The organism is Nostoc sp. (assembly GCF_036919595.1).
Classification (GTDB): Bacteria; Cyanobacteriota; Cyanobacteriia; order Cyanobacteriales; family Nostocaceae; genus Nostoc.
The window spans coordinates 37,148-58,990 of record NZ_JBALCO010000008.1 but is presented as its reverse complement, the minus strand read 5'-3'; the positions used below and the strand labels follow the sequence as shown (position 1 = coordinate 58,990).

Here is a 21,843-nt window from a genome sequence, read left to right as displayed (position 1 = left end):
ATTCATTGGGAGACCTCAAGCTTTGGTTTCGTTACCTTTATCTTGTGGTTTCCCTTTCTTTTTTGCTACCCCTTCTCACTCACATAAGGCGTAGAGTATAAAAAAGTTTATCACTGAATTGTGACATAGTAGCAGTATTCTGGCTTGAGGTCGCGTGGCTTGCGGGACATCAATAACACCTCATACTAGACACAAATCTTGTTATTTTACAACCATCCATTGCGTCACAGGCGTCATTGCTCGCCATCCCAAAAATTTACCAATAGGTTCTGCCCGCTGGATGGCAACACGAATTAAATCACCACCGACTCGTTCATGCCATTGAAATAAAGTTTGCTCACCCTCTACCGTCACAACATTTGCCACCAAACGTCCACCAGGCCGCAGTCCTTCCCAACAAACATCAAAAAGTCCCGTTGCTGTCACTCCACCACCAATAAAAATGGCATCTGGTGCAGGCAAGTCTTTCAGGGCATGGGGCGCTTTACCTTCAATGATTTGCAAATTTGGAGTACCGAGAGTGGCGGCATTATCGGCAATGTAAAGTAGTCTAGACAAGTTTTGTTCGATCGCGATCGCCCGACACCGAGTATGGCTTCGCATCCATTCAATAGAAATCGAGCCGCAACCCGCGCCCACATCCCACAACAATTCTCCCGGTGTGGGTGCCAAAGCTGCTAAGGTGATTGCCCTAACTTCACGCTTCGTTAACTGTCCATCGTGGTGGTAGGCGTTATCTGGTAGTCCTGGTAACTTTGGTAATGGCACAACCCCAGCATCAGCAGTACAATAAACTGCGATCGCATTCAAAGCAGCAAGTTCGTTTTCATTCCAAGATGCAGCTGTACCTTCCACAATTCTTTCATGAATGCCACCCATGCGCTCCAATACGGTGATTTTGCTGCCACCATAGCCGCGATTTGTCAAAATTTCGGCAACAATGGCGGGTGTGTCCTTCCCTTCACTTAAAATCAAGAGCCGCGCTCCCGGATAGATGTAAGATTGGAGTAGGGAGGATGGACGACTATTCAAACTCAAGGTTTCTACCTCAGTTAAAGACCATCCAACCCTGGCACAGGCGAGGCTGAAGGCTGAAGGTGCGGGAATAATCGTCATTTCTGAGACGGGAATTCGCCGCATTAAGGTAACACCAACGCCGTAACACATCGGATCGCCGCTTGCGAGTACGCAAATTGATTCACCCCGACGCTGGATAATTTCCTCAACTGAGGCGCTAATGGGGGATGTCCAGACTAGTTTCTCACGTTGATCATCTGTAGGGAGCATTGCCAAATGGCGATCGCCTCCTACAATTACTTTAGCTTGAGTGATTAGGGAAAGAGCGATCGCGCTTAACCCCTGTAATCCATCTTCTCCAATACCGACGATAGAAAGCCATTTCTGTGTCATGCTAATTCATGATTCATACTTTCTCGGCAATTACAAACAAGTAATCTCCTTGATTGTTTTCATATTTATTGACAATCTCTGTGATGCGTCCTGTGTTAATATCTGCTGCTAGCCTTTTACACCCTGCTGCGATTTCATCCGCAGAAGCTAGCAAAGCAAAGGTAGAAATTCCAGAACGCACATTCTCGTCTAAATATATTTCTGGACGATGTTTTCCACTATAGAAAAATAGGTCTTCTAAGTTTTCAGAAATATAATAGGGTTTGATATGTATTGATTTAAAACCTGCCTCATTGAGAGCATATTTGACCTTTTCTAAACTTGGCATCTGTTCAGCAGATTTATATATAGCCTCTGGAAAATATTCGACTAACCAATATTTATTTATTTGCTCAGGTGTGGCAGTAAATAATACAAAACAACCAGCAGACAAGACACGGTAAATCTCCCGAAAAGCAGGAGTTAATGCAGCAAAATGATGTATTGCTAGTGTGCATAATACACCAGAGAAAGTTTCATCAGCATAAGGTAACGCCTCAGCTTCTGCAATTTGCCAAGCTACAGCATTACTCTTATTCGTAGCAGTATCAATCATCTGTTTTGACTGGTCTACTCCATACCAAACACCACCATGTTTTGCTAAAGCTAGTGTGTAATTTCCAGTTCCACACGCTACATCTAGATATGAGTAATCTGATTTTAGCTGAAGGTGAACAGCTAATTGGGCAGAAATTTCAAGGTCAGCGCGACGAGTCAAATCATAGCCTTTACCAATTTGCTCATAAATAGCCATTTATTGAATTTCTCACAACTTTTTAAATATAGTGAACAGTCAAAAGTTATCAATAACTAATGTTCACTAGTTACTGATAACTATTATTAATGTAGTGTTTCACTAAAAGATAAATCAATAACTGATCACTGTTAAACTAGTATTGCTGTTGCTTTCACAGTAAAAATTTTCTTAATCACATCTTCTACCACTTTATCTGGCGTAGAAGCACCAGAAGTAATTCCCACAACAATTTCTCCATCTGGTAGCCAGTTTTCTGTAGTTATTAACTGCCCATTTAATTGCCGATGTTCTATCGAATCTCCTGATTTAATCCGTTCAACAGTATCAATATGATAGGAAGGAATTCCCCGCTCAAAAGCAATTTGTTGTAATTGAGTAGTATTCGAGGAATTAAACCCGCCAATTACTACCATCAAATCTAAATTATGTTCCACTAGCTCTAACATTGCATCTTGCCGTTCTTGGGTAGCGTCACAAATAGTGTTGAAGCTTTGAAAATGCTGATTTAACTCAGTGGGGCCATACTTTTGCAACATAGTCCGCTCAAAAAGCTTGCCAATTTGGTCAGTTTCGCCTTTAAGCATCGTAGTTTGGTTGGCAATGCCAACTCTTTCTAAATCCTGATCGGGATCAAATCCTGCTGAACAAGCTTTAGCAAATTTTGTTAGAAATTCTTCACGGTTCCCACCATTGCTAATATAGTCAGCAACATATTCTGCTTCTGGCAAATTCAACACTATTAAATACTTGCCAGCAAAGGAACTAGTAGCGACTGTTTCTTCGTGCTTATATTTACCATGAATAATGGAAGTATAATCGACTCTTTTGTGTTTTTCTACTGTATTCCAAACTTTAGATACCCAAGGACAAGTTGTATCAACAATTTTGCAGCCTTTATCGTGAAGTATCTGCATTTCTTGAACGCTAGCCCCAAAAGCAGGTAATATGACTACATCACCAGTGCCAACAACAGAAAAGTCTTTATTCTTTCCTTTAATGGGGATGAATTCTACCTCCATCTCTTGCATCCGCTGATTCACAGAAGGATTGTGGATAATCTCGTTAGTAATCCAAATGTGTTCTGTGGGGAAGTGTTGACGGGTTTCGTAGGCCATGGCCACAGCTCGTTCTACACCCCAGCAAAAGCCAAAGGCTTGTGCTAGTCGGATCGTCACATCACCTCGTTGTAGGGTGTAATTGCGATCGCGAATTTCTTGAATCAAGTTACTCTGATACTCAGATTGCAACTGGGTGGCAACTTCTGCTTTATGACCAAAGCCCTTACGATTGTAATTTTCTGAATGTTGGAGCGTGCGCTTAAAAGCTTTTGTATCCATTTGATTTGTCTACTTAAACCACTATTTTTTATTTTCTCGCGCTAAGAGGCGATTTATACACAGTTGTCTTCAAAGATATTACTTCTTTTTGTGCTTTACCCTTTTTCCCTCGAAGGACGTTAACGCTGGGGTTTTAATTCGATTTCGCTATAAATCTGCAATGCAGAACGCCAAACTATATAGCCTTCAGGGCTTAAATGTAAGCCATCAGTAGTAAATTCGCGGCGGAGATTACCTTGCTTGTTGGTAAACAGGGGATATAAATCGAGATATTTGACACCTTTTTTGGTAGAAACGCCTTGCAGTTGCTGATTCAACTGGCGAATGCGACTATTGGCAATAGTCTGGAGTTTCTTTCGTCCTTTCCAGGTTGCTTCCTCTGCCCCGTGTGGCAAAATCGATTGGACAATAATTTGGGCTGTGGGATGCGCCTTTTGTAGGTAACTGATAATTTGCCCCTGATTATCTAAAATTACCCCGTCGCTCATCCCCCCAATTAGGTCATTAATGCCAATCATCACAAAAATTAACTCTGGCTGGGTGCGGTCAAATATCTTCAATCTTTTCAAAAGTCCATTGCTGGTTTCGCCAGAAATTCCTTGATTGAGCCAATTTTTACCTTCGGGTAATAATTCTGGGGGAAACCACAGACTCAAAGAATCTCCCGCCAGGATGCTTAAATGCGGAGTCCGTTGGTCAGCAGCTACCTTGGCTTCTTGCTTAAGGATGTTTACCCACTCCTGGTAAGTGAGTTGGTGACGGCGACCTAAATCAGGTGTAACAACTTGGGGTGAGTTGTTCTGGTTGATTGGCTCTGGGGATGTTATTACCCCCCCAAAAAAAGCGGCCAATCTCTGCTGTTGCCAAATTAGCAGGATGACCGCCAACATGAGGATGCCGTTGGTTAACAGCGAGAAAAATGCCCAGATAGGAAAGGTTTTTGCTGAAGTAGACACGACTAGCGAAATTTACCAATTATTAGAATCAAATTTTAACGCTAGCGATCGCAAATTACACAATCTTACAGCTGGGGACTGGGGAAGCAAACAGAAAGTTCTTCCATCCAAACTCTTAACTCAGCATCGGCTAAACCATAGCTATCCGCTAACAGCACTCTTTACTAAATGGGACGATCGCCAAACTCGGAGTTGTAACCTTCTTCACCGTGTTCGTTAATATCCAAACCTTGCAATTCAGCTTCCTCCTTGACTCGCAGACCGACTGTAGCATCAATAACCTTGAGAATAATCCATGTACCAACACCTGCGATCGCATAGGCAACGGCAATTGCTGCTAGTTGAACTCCCAATTCACCAAAATTACCATGTAGCACTCCGTCTTTACCTCCTCCGTTGATTTCAGTCGTAGCAAAGATGCCCGTTAAAATTGCCCCCACTGTACCACCAACACCATGCACAAAATAGCTATCTAAAGCATCGTCAATTTTTAGCTTGTGCTTGTAACTTATCGAATAGAAGCAAACAAAGGCAGTGACGAAACCAATTAAAATTGCTGATAGCGGTGTCACAAATCCGGCGGCGGGAGTGATGCCCACTAAACCAGCAACGGCTCCTGTAGCTGCTCCCACAGCGGTTGGTTTACCCCGTAAAACCCCTTCCAAAATTAGCAACATTAAAGCCCCCGCTGCCGCCGCCGTATTGGTGGCAACAAAGGCTGATGTTGCCACATTTGTGACTAAGTTCCCAGAAGTTCCACCAGCAACAGATAAGGCACTCCCAGCGTTGAAACCGAACCAACCAAACCACAGCAAGCCAGCACCCAGCAAAATAAACGGAACGTTGTGCGGAGGGCTAAGACGATCGGGATGGGTATTCCGAGCGCCAAGGACGCTCGCAGCTACCAGGGCTGAAACGCCAGAACTAATATGAACTACTGTGCCACCTGCAAAGTCGAGGGCACCCAAACCACCGTACAAACCTAAAAATCCACCTTTCGCCCATACCATGTGGGCCAGGGGGGCGTAAACAAAGGTTGACCACAGTAGCACAAACAGCGAATAGGCGCGGAAACTCATCCGTTCAACGATCGCCCCAGAAATTAAGGCTGGGGTAATAATGGCAAACATCGCTTGATAAATCATGAACGCCTGGTGGGGAATCGTTCCAGCGTAGGAGACAACATCAGCATATTTGGAGTCTGCTGCTTTGAGCGCATCTTCGTATGGCAGATGCGGCAAGTAGCCTTGAATCTCTAAACCGACACCATTCAACCCCAACCATTGCAATCCACCGATGAACGGTAAACCTGGCGCGAAGGCAAGACTATAGCCCCACAAAATCCAGGTAACTCCCACGATCGCCATCAACACAAAGCTCATCATCAATGTGTTTAAGATATTGCGCGATCGCACAAATCCCCCATAGAAAAACGCTAATCCTGGTGTCATTAGCAGCACGAGTGCTGCTGAAATCAGCATAAATGCCGTATCTCCAGTATCAGCAGCAGGCGGCGCAGCAGCTGGTGTTTGGGCAAAAGCATTGCCCATCAGCGGTACTCCCAAAATCAGTAGGGTCATAGCCCCAATCATTACAACTTTCTTCAACACTTGTTTTTCTTCCTAAGCACCAATTATTTGTATACTTCACTACATTTGATTACTTTTAGTTAGACATTTTTGTCTTGAAAGATACCTAACCTTAATTTTCTGCAAATGTTAACAAAAATATAATTCTGATTGTAGTTGCCAAGATTTAAATAAGGGTATACACATGCAATCATTGCATCTTTTTTTTTGTTTTTGAAGAATAACATTTTATTCAACCGTTACAAAATTCCAAATTCTTAGTTACCTACTGTTACAAATACAAATCAAGATCCTTGTGAGAATTGATAATTATTGTAAATTATCAGAGAATTTGCCCAAATATCAGCCCTAAAAGGACTGAGAGTGTCAATTAAGTTCTGGGTGCAAACATGATAATTAAAACACCCACTAAAGCGAAACTTGCTCCTATTAGGTCGTAGCGGTCTGGAGTTACCCCGTCTACCTTCCAACCCCAAAGCGTTGCCATTGCAATAAACACGCCACCATAAGCCGCATACACTCTGCCAAAATTTGTCGATTGGAGAGTTGCAATAACCCCATAGAAAGCTAAAGCAATTCCACCCAATATGCCCCACCAGAACGGCTTACCTTCACGCAACCACAACCAGACTAGGTAGCCGCCCCCGATTTCAAATAAACCAGCCCACAAAAAATACAGCAAGGACTTAATCATTTAACTGATTTTTTAATCAGGTCGAACTCAGTGAAATTACCCTAACGCTTTTAACTAAACTATTGTCATTAATTGAAGTAAGTTTGTTGAACTGGGCATTGGGCATTGGGCATTGGGCATTAGTATTTATATTGAGTAAATTAAAATATTGGGCACTAAATGTTGGTTGCCCTACCCCCCTGCCCCTCTGCTTCTTCCCAGAATGTAGATAAGGCTCAAGGATGAAAGCACCATTACCTGATAACGAAGTACAGAGAATCGAGACGCTTTTGCAGTATAAAATCTTCGATACGCCATCTGAAGGCGTTTTTGAAGAGGTCACCCGTTTAGCCTCGTATATTTGTCAGACTCCTATTGCTTTAATTAGCTTAATTGATACAGACCGTCAGTGGTTCAAGTCAAAAGTCGGAATGGAAGCCCAAGAAATACATCGAGATTTGGCATTCTGTGCCCATGCTATTCTACAGCCTGATGTTTTGATTGTGCCTGATGCAACAAATGACGAACGGTTCGCCGCAAACCCACTGGTCACTTCTGACCCAAATATTCGGTTTTATGCTGGTGTACCTCTGATTAATCCTGAGGAATATGCACTAGGAACACTTTGCGTGATTGACTACGTACCACGAGAACTTACTCCAGATCAGATAGAGGCATTACGAACCTTAGGTCGTCAAGTCATTAAGCAACTAGAATTGCGCCGAAATTTAGCAAGTTTGGTACTTGTGACCAACAAAGGCAAACAGACGCAGAGAGTACGCAAGCAATTTTTCAAAAGGATTGCGGCAGGTTTCAGTTTGGCGTCGGCAATTTTAGTTTTGATTGGTGTGGTTTCCGATCAAAATACAAAATCCTATACTAATAATGGCAGTATAGGAAAAAATACTTCTAAAAAAATTAACAGTTTAGAAGAACTACTGTCCCAGATCAAGGATGTGGAGACTGGGCAAAATGGTTATATCCTCACTGGAAAACAAATTTATCTCAAACCTTATCAGACAGCACTTGCTAACGTCGATCAAGAAATTGTTAAACTGAAGATAACAACAGATCAACCGAACCAACGACAGCAGATCACACTGGTTGAATCTCTGATAACGGCTAAACTCACTGAACTTAAACAGACTATCGACTTGCGCCAAAACAAGGGATTAGAGGCGGCATTGCAAGTAGTAGTGAGAAATAATCAACAAAATCTCATGGATGATAGCCGCAAGGTGATCAATGAGATGGAAAACGAGGAAGGGGGACAACTCCAACACACGAGTCGCAACACAATTCTGACATTTGCGATCGCCATCTGTGTAAGTTTTATCGTTCTTGCTGTAGTCTACTACCTCATCTATCGTCAGGTGATTGAGCGCCAAAAGAAAGAAGAAACCTTAAATCAAGAACGCAACTTTATCTCAGCAGTCCTTGATACAGCCAGCGCTTTAGTAATAGTTTTTGACTCTCAAGGGAAAATCGTTCGCTTCAATCAAGCTTGTGAGCAAATAACAGGTTACTCCTTCGATGAGGTAAGGGGTAGGTATTTCTGGAGCTTGTTCCTAATTCCTGAAGAGGTGGAGTCAGTCAAAGCAGTTTTTGAACAATTGCTAACTGGTGGAGGCTTCCTAGAGTACGAAAACTATTGGGTAATGAAGGATGGCAGTCGGCGGCTGATTTCCTGGTCGAATACCTTCTTAAAAGACTATGAAGGATCAGTGGAACACATTGTTAGCACTGGCATTGACATCACTGATCGCAAACGATCTCAACAGCATCTGACTGCACAATATGCTGCAACCCGCGTTTTAGCGGAGTCCGCCACGACGGGCGAAGCTACTCACCAAATACTGCAAGGGATCTGCGAGAGTTTGGGATGGGATTTGGGTGAAATTTGGATGGTAGATCAGCAAGCAAATGTGCTGCGTTTTCTCGATATGTGGCATAAAACATCCCTTGAGGTGCAAGAGTTTGAAGCACTGAATCGGCAAACCACGTTTCCACCAGGAATTGGACTACCTGGTCGGGTTTGGGCTAGTTCTGAACCTGTTTGGATTGCTGATGTTGTTAAAGAACTCAGTTTCTCCCGCTTCAAAATTAACGCTCAAGTAGAATTACAAGCAGCTTTTGGTTTTCCAATTCGCAGCGGTCACAAAATCCTTGGTGTCATTACCTGCTTCAACCGTGAAATCCAGCCACCTGACCAAGATTTAGCAAAAACGATGAATTCGATTGGCGAGCAAGTGGGGCAGTTTATTCAGCGTAAACAGGCTGAAGAAGAAGTACAACGCCAAAACTTGCGATCGCAACTATTTACCGAAATCACCCTCAAGATTCGCCAGTCTTTACAAATCGAAGAAATTCTCCAAATCACTGTCGAGGAGGTGCAAAAGATTCTCCAGACCGACCGAGTTTTGATCTATCAGCTTTTGCCAGATGAGTCTGCACCCACCGTCATTGAAGCAGTAGTTTCTGGCTTACCAGCAATCAAAGAGCAAAGCATCACTCCCCCCTACTTCCAAGCAGAATATCTACAACAATACTATCTACAGCAGTACCGTCAAGGACACGTTTTAGGGCTGGCTAATTTGGATCTGCTGAAAGTCGAACAAAGCCATCTGGAATTAATGCAACAGTTTGGGGTCAAAGTCAATTTGGTTGTGCCTATTCTTGTCAAAGAAGAACTTCGCGGTTTGCTCATAGTTCATCAGTGTGATGATTCCCGCCACTGGTCTAACTTTGAAACTGATCTTTTACGGCAAATAGCCGACCAAGTAGGTATTGCCTTAGCCCAAGCCCAACTATTAGCAGCAGAAACTCGTCAGCGACAAGAACTTGAAATTGCCCGTCGCCAAGCCGAATTAGCTTCTCAGACTAAAAGTGCCTTTTTGGCAAATATAAGTCATGAAATTCGGACTCCGATGAATGCTGTATTGGGAATGACCAGTTTGGTATTAGATACTCCCTTAGATGCAGAACAGAGAGATTTTATTGAAACAATTCGGAGTAGTGGAGGCGCCCTTTTAAGTTTAATCAACGAGATTTTGGATCTTTCCAAACTTGAGGCTGGAGAGATGGCTCTTGAAACTCTAGATTTTGACCTATTCACTTGTGTGGAAGAAGTAGTGGAATTATTGGCTCCCTCAGCTCATAACAAGGGATTAGAAATTGCCGCCATGATTGAGCACAACGTCCCCAGCCACCTCAAAGGAGATAGTGGTAGACTGCGGCAAATTCTTATGAACTTAATCAGCAACGCAATCAAGTTCACTAGCGCTGGCGAAGTATTAGTGCAAGCCGAATTGCGTTCGCTTTCCTCCACTACAGCCACCATCCATTTTGCCATCACAGATACAGGTCTTGGCATTAGCCCTGAAGACCAACGCAAACTCTTTACGCCATTTACCCAAGTGGATGCTTCTACGACTCGCAAGTATGGTGGTACCGGTTTGGGATTAGCCATCTGTAAACAACTGGTGACCTTGATGGGAGGAGTGATTGGGGTAGAAAGTCAGATGGAGAAAGGATCTAAGTTTTGGTTTGAGGTGCTTTTTACAAAGCTTGTTGAGCCTGTTTTGCCAAAATGCGAACGCGGACTTTTACATAATCGCCGCTTGTTAGTGGTGGATAACAACGCTACTAATTGCAAAATTATCTACCATCAAGCTATTCATTGGGGAATGCAGGTAGATCAAGCTGACAGTATTCCTGCGGCCCTCAAAGTTATTCAGAAAGCTTGTGAGCAAGGAAAATCCTATGATGTCGCCTTGGTTAATATGCAAATACCCCAAACAAATGGCATGACTTTAGGAGAACAAATTAAAGCCAATTCTGCAATTGCTGAGATCCCTTTGATTATGATCATCTCTACTAATCAACGAGATCAAGTGCAGAAGGCGCTCCAAATCGGATTTGCTGCTTATTTGGTCAAACCCATTAAGCCATCACGACTGCATGATACCATCATGACTATTTTAGAAACTGTGCCAGAATTAGAACAAGGGGCCAGAGGCTCAAGGCTTGAGGCCACTGAAGAAATCCAGAGTACAGAAACTTTAGGCATTCTTACTTCCTCTTCCCCTAACCCCTTTACTAAATCCAAGTTAAGAATTCTGCTAGCCGAAGATAATTTGGTGAATCAGAAAGTAGCCTTGAAGCAACTCCAGAGTTTGGGCTACAAAGCCGATGTCGTTGCTAATGGAAAGGAAGTTTTGCAGCTATTAGAAAAAATTCCTTACGATTTGATTCTAATGGATTGCCAAATGCCAATTCTCGACGGTTTGGAAACCACAAAAGAAATTCATCGTTGGCAAGAGGACGCTTTTGCCCTGCGTCGTCGTCCTGTGGTGATTGCGATGACAGCTAATGCGATGAAAGAAGACGAACAAATGTGTCTAAATGCCGGAATGGACGACTATCTGACTAAGCCAGTGTTTAAAGAAAAATTGGCTGCGACTCTAGAGCATTGGACAGGCGTGATCTTCTCACAAGAAAAGGCGGTTATCTATGAACAGACAGTTTCCACTGACCTAGCAATTGATTGGGAACACTTGCATCGGATATCGGGAAATGACACAGAATTTGAATTAAATCTATTGCGAATATGCCTTGAAGATATTAAACCCCGTTTAGAAATAATTATTGCAGCGATCGCATCTCATGACTTTAGGCAAATTTTGCGAGAAGCTCATCATCTTAAAGGTGCTACTGCCAATATTGGAGCCACAGCTATGTACCTAGCAGCCGACAAACTAGAACAATTGGCTTACCATCAAGAGCCTAAAGATACTACTAACTTAATTTTAGAGTTAAAAGAATTTGTCAACTGCATTCAAGACTTTTTAATCAGAAACAAAGTAACAAATTAGACCTTATTACACATCAAAAATGATCGGGCATAAACCCGCAATTAAGATGCAAAAACAGCCTTGATACAGCCGCATAAATAGATGAAGTATAGATTGTTGCATTAATTACTTAAGTAAAACCTGCATAAAATCTTCCTACGTCTCCAGCAACTTTAGATGACAGGTTTGCTGATATAGTAACTGATACCGTCAGTACTTGGCGATTTATGATTATTCAAGAGGTTTTATGAAACGCTTAATCTATATCATCCCCGTTACTGCAATTGGCTTACTGACATTGGGAGGATGCAACAGTGATCAAAAATCTCCTACCCAGACTTCTGCTACCACTCAAACCACTGGGGGGACAACAGCATCGAAAACTCCTAGTACTACGCAGGGAGGTTTTAATCCTTTGGTCAGTGTAGTTTCAAATACAAAAACTGCGGTGCAAGCCGGAAATTTTGACAAAGCTCAACAGGAATTTGATAAGTTTGAAAACTCTTGGTCTAAGGTTGAGGATGGTGTCAAAACTAAATCTTCAAAAACCTATAATGTAATCGAAGATACTGCGACCCAGGTGAAGGGTGCGCTGAAAGCAAAAGATAAAGCGAAAGCTCTTAAGGGGTTACAAACACTTGACACAAATATCGCCACTGTTTCTAAAGGGTGAGGGAAAACTAACATAGAGCAGGAGTTAAGCAATTTTGGATTTTGGACTTTCCTGCGGAACGCTACGCGAACGGCTATGCTCAGTCGAACGATTTTAGATTTTAGATTGACCCTATGTTTCCAGGTAGTTGTTCTGAATAAATAATTTTAGATTTTGGATAATAGAATTGTTTTCGCGTTTCAATTCGGGGTCAACTCTTACAAGACGTGCAAGGCACAGACCTTTTTAAATTTTGAATTTTGAACCTTTGAATTCCATTATCCAAAATTTAAAATCTAGAATTCAGTCAAAAGACAGGAGACATTAGAAGAACAAGCTTTTTATCTGGCTTGGAGATAAATAGTTCTGTACCTGATCAACTTGCAAACTGCTATAGTTTCCACTGGAGATTTTGGATAATGCGTTCATTTCGCAAGTACCACCGGACTCTAGCGATTATTTTGGCTTTACCGCTTGCTGTAACATTGTTAACTGGTATTGCAGCTACGCTGGTAGGTGAGTGGTCAGCTAACCTTGGAGTTGGGCGTAGTCTACTGCTTTCGATTCATCGTGGTGAAATCTTTGGTTTACAGGGAATCTACCCGATTTTGAACGGACTAGGACTATTGGGATTGTTAGTTACTGGATTAAGTATGACTAGTTTGTTTGGTAGGAAAAGGTCAAAATCTGAGAAGGATTAGAAAAGACATAACTTTACTCAAGAGCGATCGCGTCTTTTAATATATAAAAACAAGTAGGTTACCCTGCCAAAGCAATTGCGTAATCAAGGCATAACCCATTGTATCCAGTGCCGGAAAACACATTGCAGAAGCTGTTTATAGAGGTATTTCTACTGCTTCATAACGAACTGGAATTTGGACAGACATAACCTTTTCATTTCTTTGACAAGCTCCTGTAACATCAAGCTCTTAATTTAAAACATATTAGTTTTGGCGAAATAATTATCTGTGATCACAACGAGAAAATCTTGACCAATTTTTGAATTTCACCTTTTAAAATCAAGCTAAAAACTGATTTCAGTTACAAGTCACCTCAGTAATTTAATCATCCAAAATTAATAATTTCATTATAAGTTGATTTCTGAATGTTACACTAATTCTCTGGGATTGAAATTTATTTACCTCTAAACCAACAAGTATTTCTGAAGGTTCAAATAACTATGAATAATCTATCTTTCCAGTCTCTAGAAGTAAACAATAAAAATGATAAATATTTATCTACTGTTGATCCAGTGCGTACTTATCTTCGTGAAATTGGACGTATACCTTTATTAACTAATGAGCAAGAGATTAATTTCGCCAAGCAAGTTCAAAAAATGATAGCTTTACTTGCTGCAAAAGAAAAATTAGCTATTCAATTAAAACGTCAACCAACACAACAAGAGTGGGTTGAAAATATAAATATCGGTGAAAAATCATTGCTGCAACAGTTACATCAGGGACATCAAGCCAAGCAGAAAATGATTCAGGCTAACCTGCGACTTGTGGTGTCTGTTGCTAAGAAGTATCAAAGACATAACCTAGATTTCCTCGACTTAGTTCAAGAAGGAAGTTTAGGTTTAGAGCGAGGAGTTGAGAAATTTGACCCTACTAAAGGGTACAAGTTTTCAACTTATGGCTATTGGTGGATTCGTCAGGCAATTACACGAGCGATCGCCGAACAAGGACGTACTATCCGCTTGCCTATTCATATTACAGAAAAACTGAACAAAATCAAGCGTATTCAACGTGAACTAACTCAAAAATTAGGTCGAACTCCTACCGCAGTTGATATCGCCGAAGAACTATCTTTAGATCCTAAACAAATTCGAGATTATTTCCTCTTAGCACGTCAACCTGTTTCTTTAGAATTGCGAGTTGGCTCAGAAAAAGATACAGAATTACAAGATGTGTTGGAGGATGATGGACTCTCCCCAGAATTATACACTGACCAAAAGTTTCTCAAACAAAATATTCAAATTTTATTGTCAACATTGACTCCCCAGCAACGAGAAATATTAACTTTGCGTTTTGGTTTAACAAATGAAAAGGAACTTTCTTTGGCAGAGATTGGTCAACGTATGGGTATTAGTCGAGAACGAGTAAGACAGATAGAGCAACAAGCTTTGGGTAGTCTACGAAAACAGAAGGATAAGACACACAACTATCTAGCTAGTTAATTCATAATTCGTAATCACGCTCTCTACGAGACGCTGCGCGTAGCGTATCGTAGAGAAGAGAGTAATTAAGTTTTGTAACGGAGATTTATACCTGGCCACAAAACTTGCCGCTTGTTAGTTGCTCTTTACTTAAACCTTGAGAATTTCGTAAATTCTGATGGGCTATGTCTGCGACAAGCCGCTAAGAGCGTCTACGCAATTTACAAAAGATGCACTGCGATCGGCTTAACCACCTTTAAGCGTTGACGCACATGTGCTTCATTTACAGGGTATGCCAACCAAGTTTGTTTCCGGAGTTGGTGTGCTAACCGCAGCCGTATTTGGGGAAAGTTTTGCAGGTATTCCGCAATTTGGGGGAAGTCTGCTTCTTCTATAACGGTTGCTGTCTTCTCATCCACAGCCTGAAAAATACCCCAACCTTCAAATTTACTAGGCTTTGGCGTGAAAGTGTAAACCATTCCGGCTACCCTTGTGCGAACTCGTCCACCTTCAACACAAGGTGCAAGGAATTGGGTAGCAGACAACTGTGCTTCTGCGATCGCAATTTGGTTGATTAGCTTACGGATATCAGCCATAAATAATACCAATTTTTCAAAACAAGGCTACAGATGCAACCCTAGAAATCTAGATAAAATTTGACTTTCTTCATTACGAATTACGAATTACAAATTAATATAATTCTGCGTGCAAGTTGGTGGAGCATTGCGTGTTTTCAGTTACTAGAGGGACTCCACTGGTGAGTTGTTACACACTCTTTCAAGGATGGCTACTTTTAAGCCTACCTACCAGGTTCTTCGCACTCCCCGTTCACACACCCCACTGTAATTGACAGTGTTACCGTTCCTCTCGTACTAGTATGTAGGCTTCACGAGTTGGGGCAAGCAGGATATTATTATAATACAATGTACTACAATAAATTGCTACTTTCCGGATTACAACACAAGAGATAAAGCTAGATGAAGATGATTGAATTATCAACTGGATCAGCGAACGCTGATTTACACCTGCCATGCGTAAGGGCAATGGTACGGAAGCATCCTTCATCTGGGCGATCGCACTCGGTATGCATGACTAAATATAACTATTGCCACTGCAACTAATCGGCACAAAATAGATACAGGTTGCCTTTGAAAGTCCAAATGCCAGAACTCCAGAGCATCTTTTTTATAGATTTTTGTATTTATTTCAACTCTTTTTAATAGGTACAAAAAAAGTTAATAATATAAAATTAAGTCCTAGATATGTGTACTTCTCACCATATAGGAGCCGTCGGGAATTGTAGGCTTTGCCTTCCCGTTCGCGCTAGCGTTGCGTAGCAAAGGGTACCCGAATCCTGCAACCCCGTCCGTTTGTTGGTTTCGCACCAGTTGAACACCAATCGCGACCCCAAAAGTGGGCACTGCCGAAGGAAGTTACTAAGCTAATCCCCAAAAAGTGGTATCTATACAATTGTCAAGGTTATAAGAGGTTTTAGTTTTGCCTTTTGAGGAGGCTTTTATTTACGTACTACGTAAATATTACAAAAGTTACATAATGTCAAGGGGATACTACAAATTTCGCATTTCAATGCGTGTCAATTAGATCCTCTTTTTTAAAACAAGAGAGCTTACTCCCCTTCCCTGCAAGGGAAGGGGCTGTTCTTGTTAGGTTTTTTTAATAGTCTACTGAGTTGAAAATCGCGCTTATTGCGAAATTAACTGCGGTTATCTATCTGAGCGCGTTGCAAACTTCCAGAAAAGTCAACATAAACACTTTTCCATTCTGTGAAAACATCCATTGCAGTAGTTCCAGCCTCGCGGTGTCCGTTACCGGTTTGTTTGACACCACCAAAGGGCAAGTGTACCTCTGCACCAATAGTAGGGCCGTTAATATAGGTGATACCTGCTTCAATGTCGCGCATGGCAGTAAAAGCCCGGTTGATATCGCGGGTGTAAACTGAAGAAGAAAGACCATAATTGCTATCGTTGAGAATTGCGATCGCTTCCTCAAAGGAGCTAACTTCGATTAATGCCACTACTGGCCCAAATATCTCTTCACGGGCAACTCGCATATCAGGAGTTACATCATCCAAAATAGTTGGTTGAAAGAAATAACCGTTTTTTAATTCGCCTTCACTGGCAATTTCTCCACCAATTAAAACCTTTGCTCCTTCCTCACGGGCTATATCCAAATACTTGCTCACCTGTTGGAGTTGCTTTTCATTGACAATCGGGCCAATATCTGTATTGGGGTCAGTGCCAGCACCCAAGCGTAACTTACTGGTACGCTCATAAAGCATAGCGGTAAATTTTTCTTTGATATCACGATGCAAAATCAGGCGACTAGTAGCCGTACACCGTTGACCGGTTGTCCCAAAAGCACCCCACACTGCACCATCGAGAGCAAGTTCCAAATCGGCATCTTCCATCACTACTTGGGCATTTTTACCACCCATTTCCAGACAGACACGCTTGTGAGTGCGTCCGCAAGTAGCGCCAACAAAGGCACCCGTTTCTGAAGAACCAGTAAACGATACCAAATCTAGATTGGGATGCTCAACTAAAGCTTTCCCCGCCTCTTCTCCTACACCATGCACCAAGTTAATCACTCCTGGTGGTAAACCTGCTTGGTGGAAAATTTCAATCAATTTAGTTGCACAGGCGGAGGTATCCTCGGCAGGTTTGAGGATGACTGTATTGCCACATACCAAGGCTGGCATAGCTTTCCAGCAAGGAATTGCCACTGGGAAATTCCAGGGAGTAATTAAGGCACAAACTCCTATGGGCATTCGCACAGTCATGGCGAATTTATTGGACATTTCCGATGGTGTGGTTTGCCCGAATAGTCGCCGCCCTTCCCCAGCACTGTAAAAGGCACAGTCAATACCTTCTTGCACATCTCCCCTAGCTTCTGTCAAGGGTTTACCCATTTCCCGACTGATTAACTGGGCAAGTTCTTCTTTATTTTGGAGTAATATTTCCCCAACGCGAAAGATGTATTCTGCCCTAGCTGGGGCCGGGACTTTACGCCAACTGTGGTAGGCTTTCCGGGCGGCGGCTACCGCTGTATCTACATCATTAACTTGGGAACGGGGGAATGTGGCAACGACTTCGGTTTTGTCAGCAGGGTTGCGACTTTCTAAAGTTGCTTCCCCTACAGCACTCAACCATTGACCGTCTATGTAATTGCGGCAAGATAGCGGAGTTGTCATCTTGAAAATCTCCGGCTGATGATCCACTGGAACTTGTGTATTAAGTTTGCTTGCTTTCTAGGTTATCCGCTAGTCTGAAAAATTGGCGTGAGATAGAAATATCGATATAAAAATTAAGGCACTAACGCCAACACACCCACAGGAGAACCAGAACCACCACGCAACCTCAGAATCCCGATCGCTAGAGTAGTACCTTTTGGTGGCAACTGATCCAAATTGGTGAGATTCTCCAACACAATCCGCGGTTGTTCTAAAATCAGGCGATTGGTAGCAAAACTGTTATCTTGTCCAGGATCTACACCATGAGTATCAATTCCTACCCCTGCAATTTGCCGTTCATTCAGTAAAAATTGAGTCGCATCACTGCCAAAGCCCGGAAAGTGGGCAATTCCTTGAGCATCATGATTTAGGAATGCACTTTTATCCGACCACTTGTTCTGCCAACCAGTATTCAGTATAACTACGCAGCCAGCAGAAATTTCACCGTATTGTTCTTCCCAAGCCACAACATCAGCAATAGTTAGGGCATAATCAGAATTAACCGCTGTGGCTTGGCGAATATCTATGACTACCGCAGGTACAACCAAAGATTGGGCGGGGTATTGGTCAATTCCCATACTATAGCTATGAAAGCTGTTAGGGGCGTTAATATGGGTAGCGCTATGTTCTCCCAAGGCGAAACGCCGCAGGTAATAGCCATCATTATTCAGTTCAGCCACAGTTTCAAATTCTACTGTAGGGTCGCCAGACCATTGGGGAATATCTATGTCAATTACATGACTTAGGTGGATAACGTGTGTGTAGGTGATACTATTTTGACTTTGGGGTTGTATCATCCCAGCCTTCTATTTTATTTGTACTCAGGGATTTTTTTCAAAGGTGCGACGCCGATAGCGCAGCGGTAGCGATAGCGCAGCGGTAGCGATAGCGCAGCGGTAGCGAGGAACGAGCGTCGGAACGAGCGTCGGAACGAGCGTCACAGCCCGTCTTAGACATTGCCTAGGTTGGGCTATTCGGCGTCGCAAAGATACCACTACCATTACAACGTTTTTGAATCAATTTAACTGCAATATTTCTACTCTTAATTCCCTATACTGGGATAAATAATCCCCCCAATTCCTGTAAATTTTAGGTTATTGGGGGGTTCAAATGTTGCAGCAAAAAGTGAATTAATCTTAGTTAACAACCACTAGGTTAATTTTTAATTAAGCTTAGGTTAAGCTTGGTAATATCTACGTAGAGGGTTGCTCCTGTAGTGGAATCGCAATGATAAACTCGGCACCTTCTCCTAGTGCTGAAATACACTTGATTTGCCCACCGTGTTCTTTAACAATAATTTGGTAGCCAATTGATAAACCCATGCCCGTACCTTTACCGACGGGTTTCGTAGTGAAGAAGGGGTCAAATAGGCGTTTACGTACTTCCTCAGTCATGCCTGGGCCATTGTCAGCAATGCCAATGATTAGACGGTCTTCTTGGATGAGGGTGCGAATGCGAATTGTGGGCATTGGGCATTGAGCATTCTCTCCCTGCCTCCCCTGTACCCGTAGTCTCCACTCCCTACTCCCCATTCCCTCTTCTAAAGCATCGATCGCATTTGTCAACAGATTCATAAATACTTGATTCATCTGTCCAGCGTGACACCCTACCGCTGGTAGGTTGCCGTAGTCTCGGATTACTTGGATTTCGTGATGTCCTGGTTTGGCTTTCAGGCGATTTTGCAACAGCAGTAAGGTGCTATCAATACCTTCATGAATATCCACTGCTTTAGTGCCGTCTTCATCAAGGCGAGAAAAATTGCGTAAAGATAGGACAATCTGCCGAATGCGTTCGGCTCCCATGTTCATAGAATCTAGGATTTTGGGCAAATCTTGCCTGAGAAAGTCTAAATCAATGGCGTAGATTTGTTGGTGAATCTCTGATGTTGGTGGGCAATCGTTCTGTTGGTAAAGTTCTATCAAGTGCAGCAAATCCTTAGTATATTCACGGGCGTGGCTAATATTGCCGTAAATAAAATTGACGGGATTATTAATTTCATGGGCAATACCTGCAACTAACTGTCCTAAACTGGACATTTTTTCAGTTTGAATCAGTTGCGCTTGGGTTTGTTGAAGTTCTAATAGCGCCGCTTCTAGTTGCTGGGCTTTGTCTTGGGCAGTTTGGGCAGCGATGCGACTTTGGGTGTAAAGTTTGGCTTGGTCAATAGCGATCGCTAGTTGAACTGTAACTGCTTGTAGTAATTCTACTTCATTGTCTAGCCAAGGTCGAAAGCCACTACAAGAACCACAGCTAAATGCACCTATTTCGCCAGATTGGGTGTGTACGGGGAGCGACATAAAGGCAGTGAAACCGAAATCCTGAAAAAACAGCTGTGCTATGGAATCACCCACAGTCTTAATATCATCAATGCGGATAATTTCTCTATTCAAGGTTTTAGCTGCGATTAGTTCAATTTCTGCATTAGTTGCTTGGTCATCAATCAGACAGGGTAAAGAGGAACTTTTTGCCTCATATACACTCTCCCAGTAGGGAACCTCAGCGTCTTGCCTATACCAAAAGAAGGCACAGCGATCAATCTGGAATAAGTTGCGAATCTCCTGCACTGCGGTTTCCACAATGTAATTAAGATCCAGAGAAGCTCGAATCTGGTTAGAAAGACGATTGAGTAGTGCTTCCCGCTGGACGCTTTCTCTGAGTGCAACTTCTACTTGTTTGCGCTTGATGCCAATAGCAATCTCCTGGGCGGCAAATTCCAGTGCTGTGAAAGTTGATTCTGTCACCGTTTGGCGGGCAAACATGGCTATCACCCCTACAGTTTCATCTTCAATAATCAGGGGATAGCCAGCGAAAGCGACCATACCTTCTTGCTGTGCCCACTCTTTGTTAGCCACGCGGGGGTCTGTCTGCACAGAGTTAGTTAGGTGGGGTTTGCCCTCTTCGGCAATCAAACCAATTTTGAATTGACCAACTGGCACATATTTATGGGTTCCATTAATGTGGGTATACATCCCAGAACTGACTTGCAACTCCAATACGTTGTCTTTTTTATTCAGCGTCCAGATGCGAGCAAAGGCTGCATCAAGATGTTCAACTAGAGCCTCAGTGCAGCGGTGCATCATCTTCTGTAAGCTGTCACTCTGAGTAAGGGCCGCGTCTACATCAGCACGAAAATTTGCTAAACGCGCTCGCTCTGCTAGAGCTTCCTCTGCAAGTTTTCGGTCAGTGGTGTCATAGCAAATACCAAGGAAGTTTAAAAAATTACCATTAACGTCTTTAATAACAGATGAGTTGCTTGTATGCCATCGCCAACTACCATTTTTGTGTTTTACTCGATATTCAATTGCGTCTTGTTTGTCGCTTGTTGTCAAAAGTCTTTGGAAATAATCGGCACAAATAGACACATCGTCAGGATGTATAAGGGGAATAAAAGATTTACCTTCAATTTCTGCAACTTCATACCCTAAAAGATCAGTCAAATTAGGAGAAACGTAAGACAATATCCCTTCAAGGGTCACTGCAAAAATAATGTCATGGGCGTTTTCGACCATGCTGCGAAACTTGGCATTGCTTTCTATTAATGCTGCTTGGATGTTGTCGCTGGTGTCGCGGACAAGAACTATGATTTGTTGGTCTGGTAATGGTAATAACTTAGCTTCAAAATTCTTGTTCCCTTTCGGTAGAAGTAAGGTATATTCAAAACTGACTGAAGATTGAGTTTCAAGTACTTGAGTTATTGCTTGACCGAAGCGATCGCCTACAGCAGTTGGTAGATATTCTCGCAAACTCTTGCCCTGACAATTTCCTGTTGGAATATACGGATTCTCCATCAATCCTTGCTTATAATCCAGAATACTTCCATCAGCATCGAGACGAAAGTATAAATCAGGAAGCACTTGCAAAATCGCTGCAATTTCTGATGTTTTTTGGCGTAATTGTGCTTCAGCTGCTTGGCGTTTTGCAGTTTCGGCTTGTAGTTGCTCTAGTGCCTTTGTTAATTCTGCCGCCTGTTTTTGTTCTGTAATTTCATGCAGACAATAAGAGGAATTTGTAGATGTCGAGCAACTTTCTCTCATAGTATATCGCACTTCTATTATATCCACACAATAACTAATGTAACCGACAAAGTTGCCATCTACTGAGAATCGTGGCGCGGCTGTATCTAAAATCCAGCGATATTCACCATCAGCCCGACGCAGACGATATTGCCA

14 protein-coding genes and 1 pseudogene are annotated in these 21,843 nt (G+C 42.5%); 4 read left to right on the top strand and 11 right to left on the bottom strand.

The window, feature by feature from the left end:
- Window positions 1-201: 201 nt before the first annotated feature.
- From cbiE to V7K21_RS01120, 6 genes are all read right to left on the bottom strand, one after another.
- Window positions 202-1,410 (bottom strand): precorrin-6y C5,15-methyltransferase (decarboxylating) subunit CbiE, encoded by a 1,209-nt coding sequence (gene cbiE, locus V7K21_RS01145; RefSeq protein ID WP_335170999.1) that lies wholly within the window; start codon window positions 1,408-1,410, stop codon window positions 202-204.
- 13 nt (window positions 1,411-1,423) lie between these two features.
- Entirely contained in the window at window positions 1,424-2,203 is a 780-nt protein-coding gene (locus V7K21_RS01140; RefSeq protein WP_335170998.1) for a class I SAM-dependent methyltransferase, read from the bottom strand.
- A 131-nt stretch (window positions 2,204-2,334) separates the two neighbouring features.
- The gene (locus tag V7K21_RS01135) at window positions 2,335-3,543 is read right to left on the bottom strand and encodes a 4-hydroxy-3-methylbut-2-enyl diphosphate reductase (RefSeq protein WP_335170997.1); all 1,209 of its coding nucleotides are present in this window, start codon (window positions 3,541-3,543) and stop codon (window positions 2,335-2,337) included.
- A gap of 119 nt (window positions 3,544-3,662) precedes the next feature.
- On the bottom strand, window positions 3,663-4,499 hold the full coding sequence (locus V7K21_RS01130) for an SGNH/GDSL hydrolase family protein (RefSeq protein WP_335170996.1): 837 nt from the start codon (window positions 4,497-4,499) through the stop codon (window positions 3,663-3,665).
- A 164-nt stretch (window positions 4,500-4,663) separates the two neighbouring features.
- Entirely contained in the window at window positions 4,664-6,091 is a 1,428-nt protein-coding gene (locus V7K21_RS01125; RefSeq protein ID WP_442948838.1) for an ammonium transporter, read from the bottom strand.
- Between the two features lie 367 nt (window positions 6,092-6,458).
- A complete protein-coding gene (locus tag V7K21_RS01120; protein WP_335170994.1) occupies window positions 6,459-6,782 on the bottom strand; it encodes a YnfA family protein in 324 nt (107 codons plus the stop codon).
- A 221-nt stretch (window positions 6,783-7,003) separates the two neighbouring features.
- Here V7K21_RS01120 and V7K21_RS01115 point away from each other — a divergent pair, with 221 nt between their 5' ends.
- The 4 genes from V7K21_RS01115 to V7K21_RS01100 all read left to right on the top strand — a co-directional run bounded on the left by V7K21_RS01115 (window position 7,004) and on the right by V7K21_RS01100 (window position 14,445).
- Window positions 7,004-11,635, top strand: a complete 4,632-nt coding sequence (locus V7K21_RS01115; RefSeq protein WP_335170993.1) for a GAF domain-containing protein — start codon at window positions 7,004-7,006, stop codon at window positions 11,633-11,635.
- 226 nt (window positions 11,636-11,861) lie between these two features.
- Complete coding sequence (locus V7K21_RS01110; RefSeq protein ID WP_335170992.1) at window positions 11,862-12,287, top strand: DUF4363 family protein; 426 nt, start codon at window positions 11,862-11,864, stop codon at window positions 12,285-12,287.
- Between the two features lie 398 nt (window positions 12,288-12,685).
- Window positions 12,686-12,967 (top strand): peptidase, encoded by a 282-nt coding sequence (locus V7K21_RS01105; protein WP_273763151.1) that lies wholly within the window; start codon window positions 12,686-12,688, stop codon window positions 12,965-12,967.
- Window positions 12,968-13,446: 479 nt separating this feature from the next.
- Window positions 13,447-14,445 (top strand): RNA polymerase sigma factor, RpoD/SigA family, encoded by a 999-nt coding sequence (locus V7K21_RS01100; protein WP_335170991.1) that lies wholly within the window; start codon window positions 13,447-13,449, stop codon window positions 14,443-14,445.
- A gap of 203 nt (window positions 14,446-14,648) precedes the next feature.
- On the opposite strand, the pseudogene V7K21_RS01095 reads toward V7K21_RS01100, so the two are convergent.
- The 5 genes and pseudogenes from V7K21_RS01095 to V7K21_RS01075 form a co-directional block, all read right to left on the bottom strand.
- Window positions 14,649-15,020: pseudogene (locus tag V7K21_RS01095) on the bottom strand (hypothetical protein); the annotation flags it as partial.
- A gap of 1,118 nt (window positions 15,021-16,138) precedes the next feature.
- The gene (locus V7K21_RS01090; protein WP_335170990.1) at window positions 16,139-17,635 is read right to left on the bottom strand and encodes an aldehyde dehydrogenase family protein; all 1,497 of its coding nucleotides are present in this window, start codon (window positions 17,633-17,635) and stop codon (window positions 16,139-16,141) included.
- Between the two features lie 113 nt (window positions 17,636-17,748).
- Window positions 17,749-18,471, bottom strand: a complete 723-nt coding sequence (locus V7K21_RS01085) for a cyclase family protein (protein ID WP_335170989.1) — start codon at window positions 18,469-18,471, stop codon at window positions 17,749-17,751.
- Between the two features lie 24 nt (window positions 18,472-18,495).
- Window positions 18,496-18,675 carry a hypothetical protein gene (locus V7K21_RS01080; RefSeq protein WP_335170988.1) on the bottom strand — a complete coding sequence of 60 codons (180 nt, stop codon included), beginning with the start codon at window positions 18,673-18,675 and terminating at the stop codon, window positions 18,496-18,498.
- Between the two features lie 192 nt (window positions 18,676-18,867).
- Entirely contained in the window at window positions 18,868-21,708 is a 2,841-nt protein-coding gene (locus V7K21_RS01075; protein ID WP_335170986.1) for a GAF domain-containing protein, read from the bottom strand.
- Window positions 21,709-21,843 lie beyond the last annotated feature (135 nt).

Excerpts from the sequence above, each read along its gene's own strand:
- V7K21_RS01100 (WP_335170991.1), top strand. The coding sequence starts at position 13,447 with ATGAATAATCTATCTTTCCAGTCTCTAGAAGTAAACAATAAAAATGAT.
- V7K21_RS01110 (WP_335170992.1), top strand. The coding sequence starts at position 11,862 with ATGAAACGCTTAATCTATATCATCCCCGTTACTGCAATTGGCTTACTG.
- V7K21_RS01090 (WP_335170990.1), bottom strand. The coding sequence starts at position 17,635 with ATGACAACTCCGCTATCTTGCCGCAATTACATAGACGGTCAATGGTTG.
- V7K21_RS01105 (WP_273763151.1), top strand. The coding sequence starts at position 12,686 with ATGCGTTCATTTCGCAAGTACCACCGGACTCTAGCGATTATTTTGGCT.
- V7K21_RS01115 (WP_335170993.1), top strand. The coding sequence starts at position 7,004 with ATGAAAGCACCATTACCTGATAACGAAGTACAGAGAATCGAGACGCTT.
- V7K21_RS01125 (WP_442948838.1), bottom strand. The coding sequence starts at position 6,091 with ATGATTGGGGCTATGACCCTACTGATTTTGGGAGTACCGCTGATGGGC.
- V7K21_RS01080 (WP_335170988.1), bottom strand. The coding sequence starts at position 18,675 with ATGGTAGTGGTATCTTTGCGACGCCGAATAGCCCAACCTAGGCAATGT.
- V7K21_RS01085 (WP_335170989.1), bottom strand. The coding sequence starts at position 18,471 with ATGATACAACCCCAAAGTCAAAATAGTATCACCTACACACACGTTATC.
- V7K21_RS01075 (WP_335170986.1), bottom strand. The coding sequence starts at position 21,708 with ATGAGAGAAAGTTGCTCGACATCTACAAATTCCTCTTATTGTCTGCAT.
- V7K21_RS01120 (WP_335170994.1), bottom strand. The coding sequence starts at position 6,782 with ATGATTAAGTCCTTGCTGTATTTTTTGTGGGCTGGTTTATTTGAAATC.
- V7K21_RS01140 (WP_335170998.1), bottom strand. The coding sequence starts at position 2,203 with ATGGCTATTTATGAGCAAATTGGTAAAGGCTATGATTTGACTCGTCGC.
- V7K21_RS01135 (WP_335170997.1), bottom strand. The coding sequence starts at position 3,543 with ATGGATACAAAAGCTTTTAAGCGCACGCTCCAACATTCAGAAAATTAC.
- cbiE (WP_335170999.1), bottom strand. The coding sequence starts at position 1,410 with ATGACACAGAAATGGCTTTCTATCGTCGGTATTGGAGAAGATGGATTA.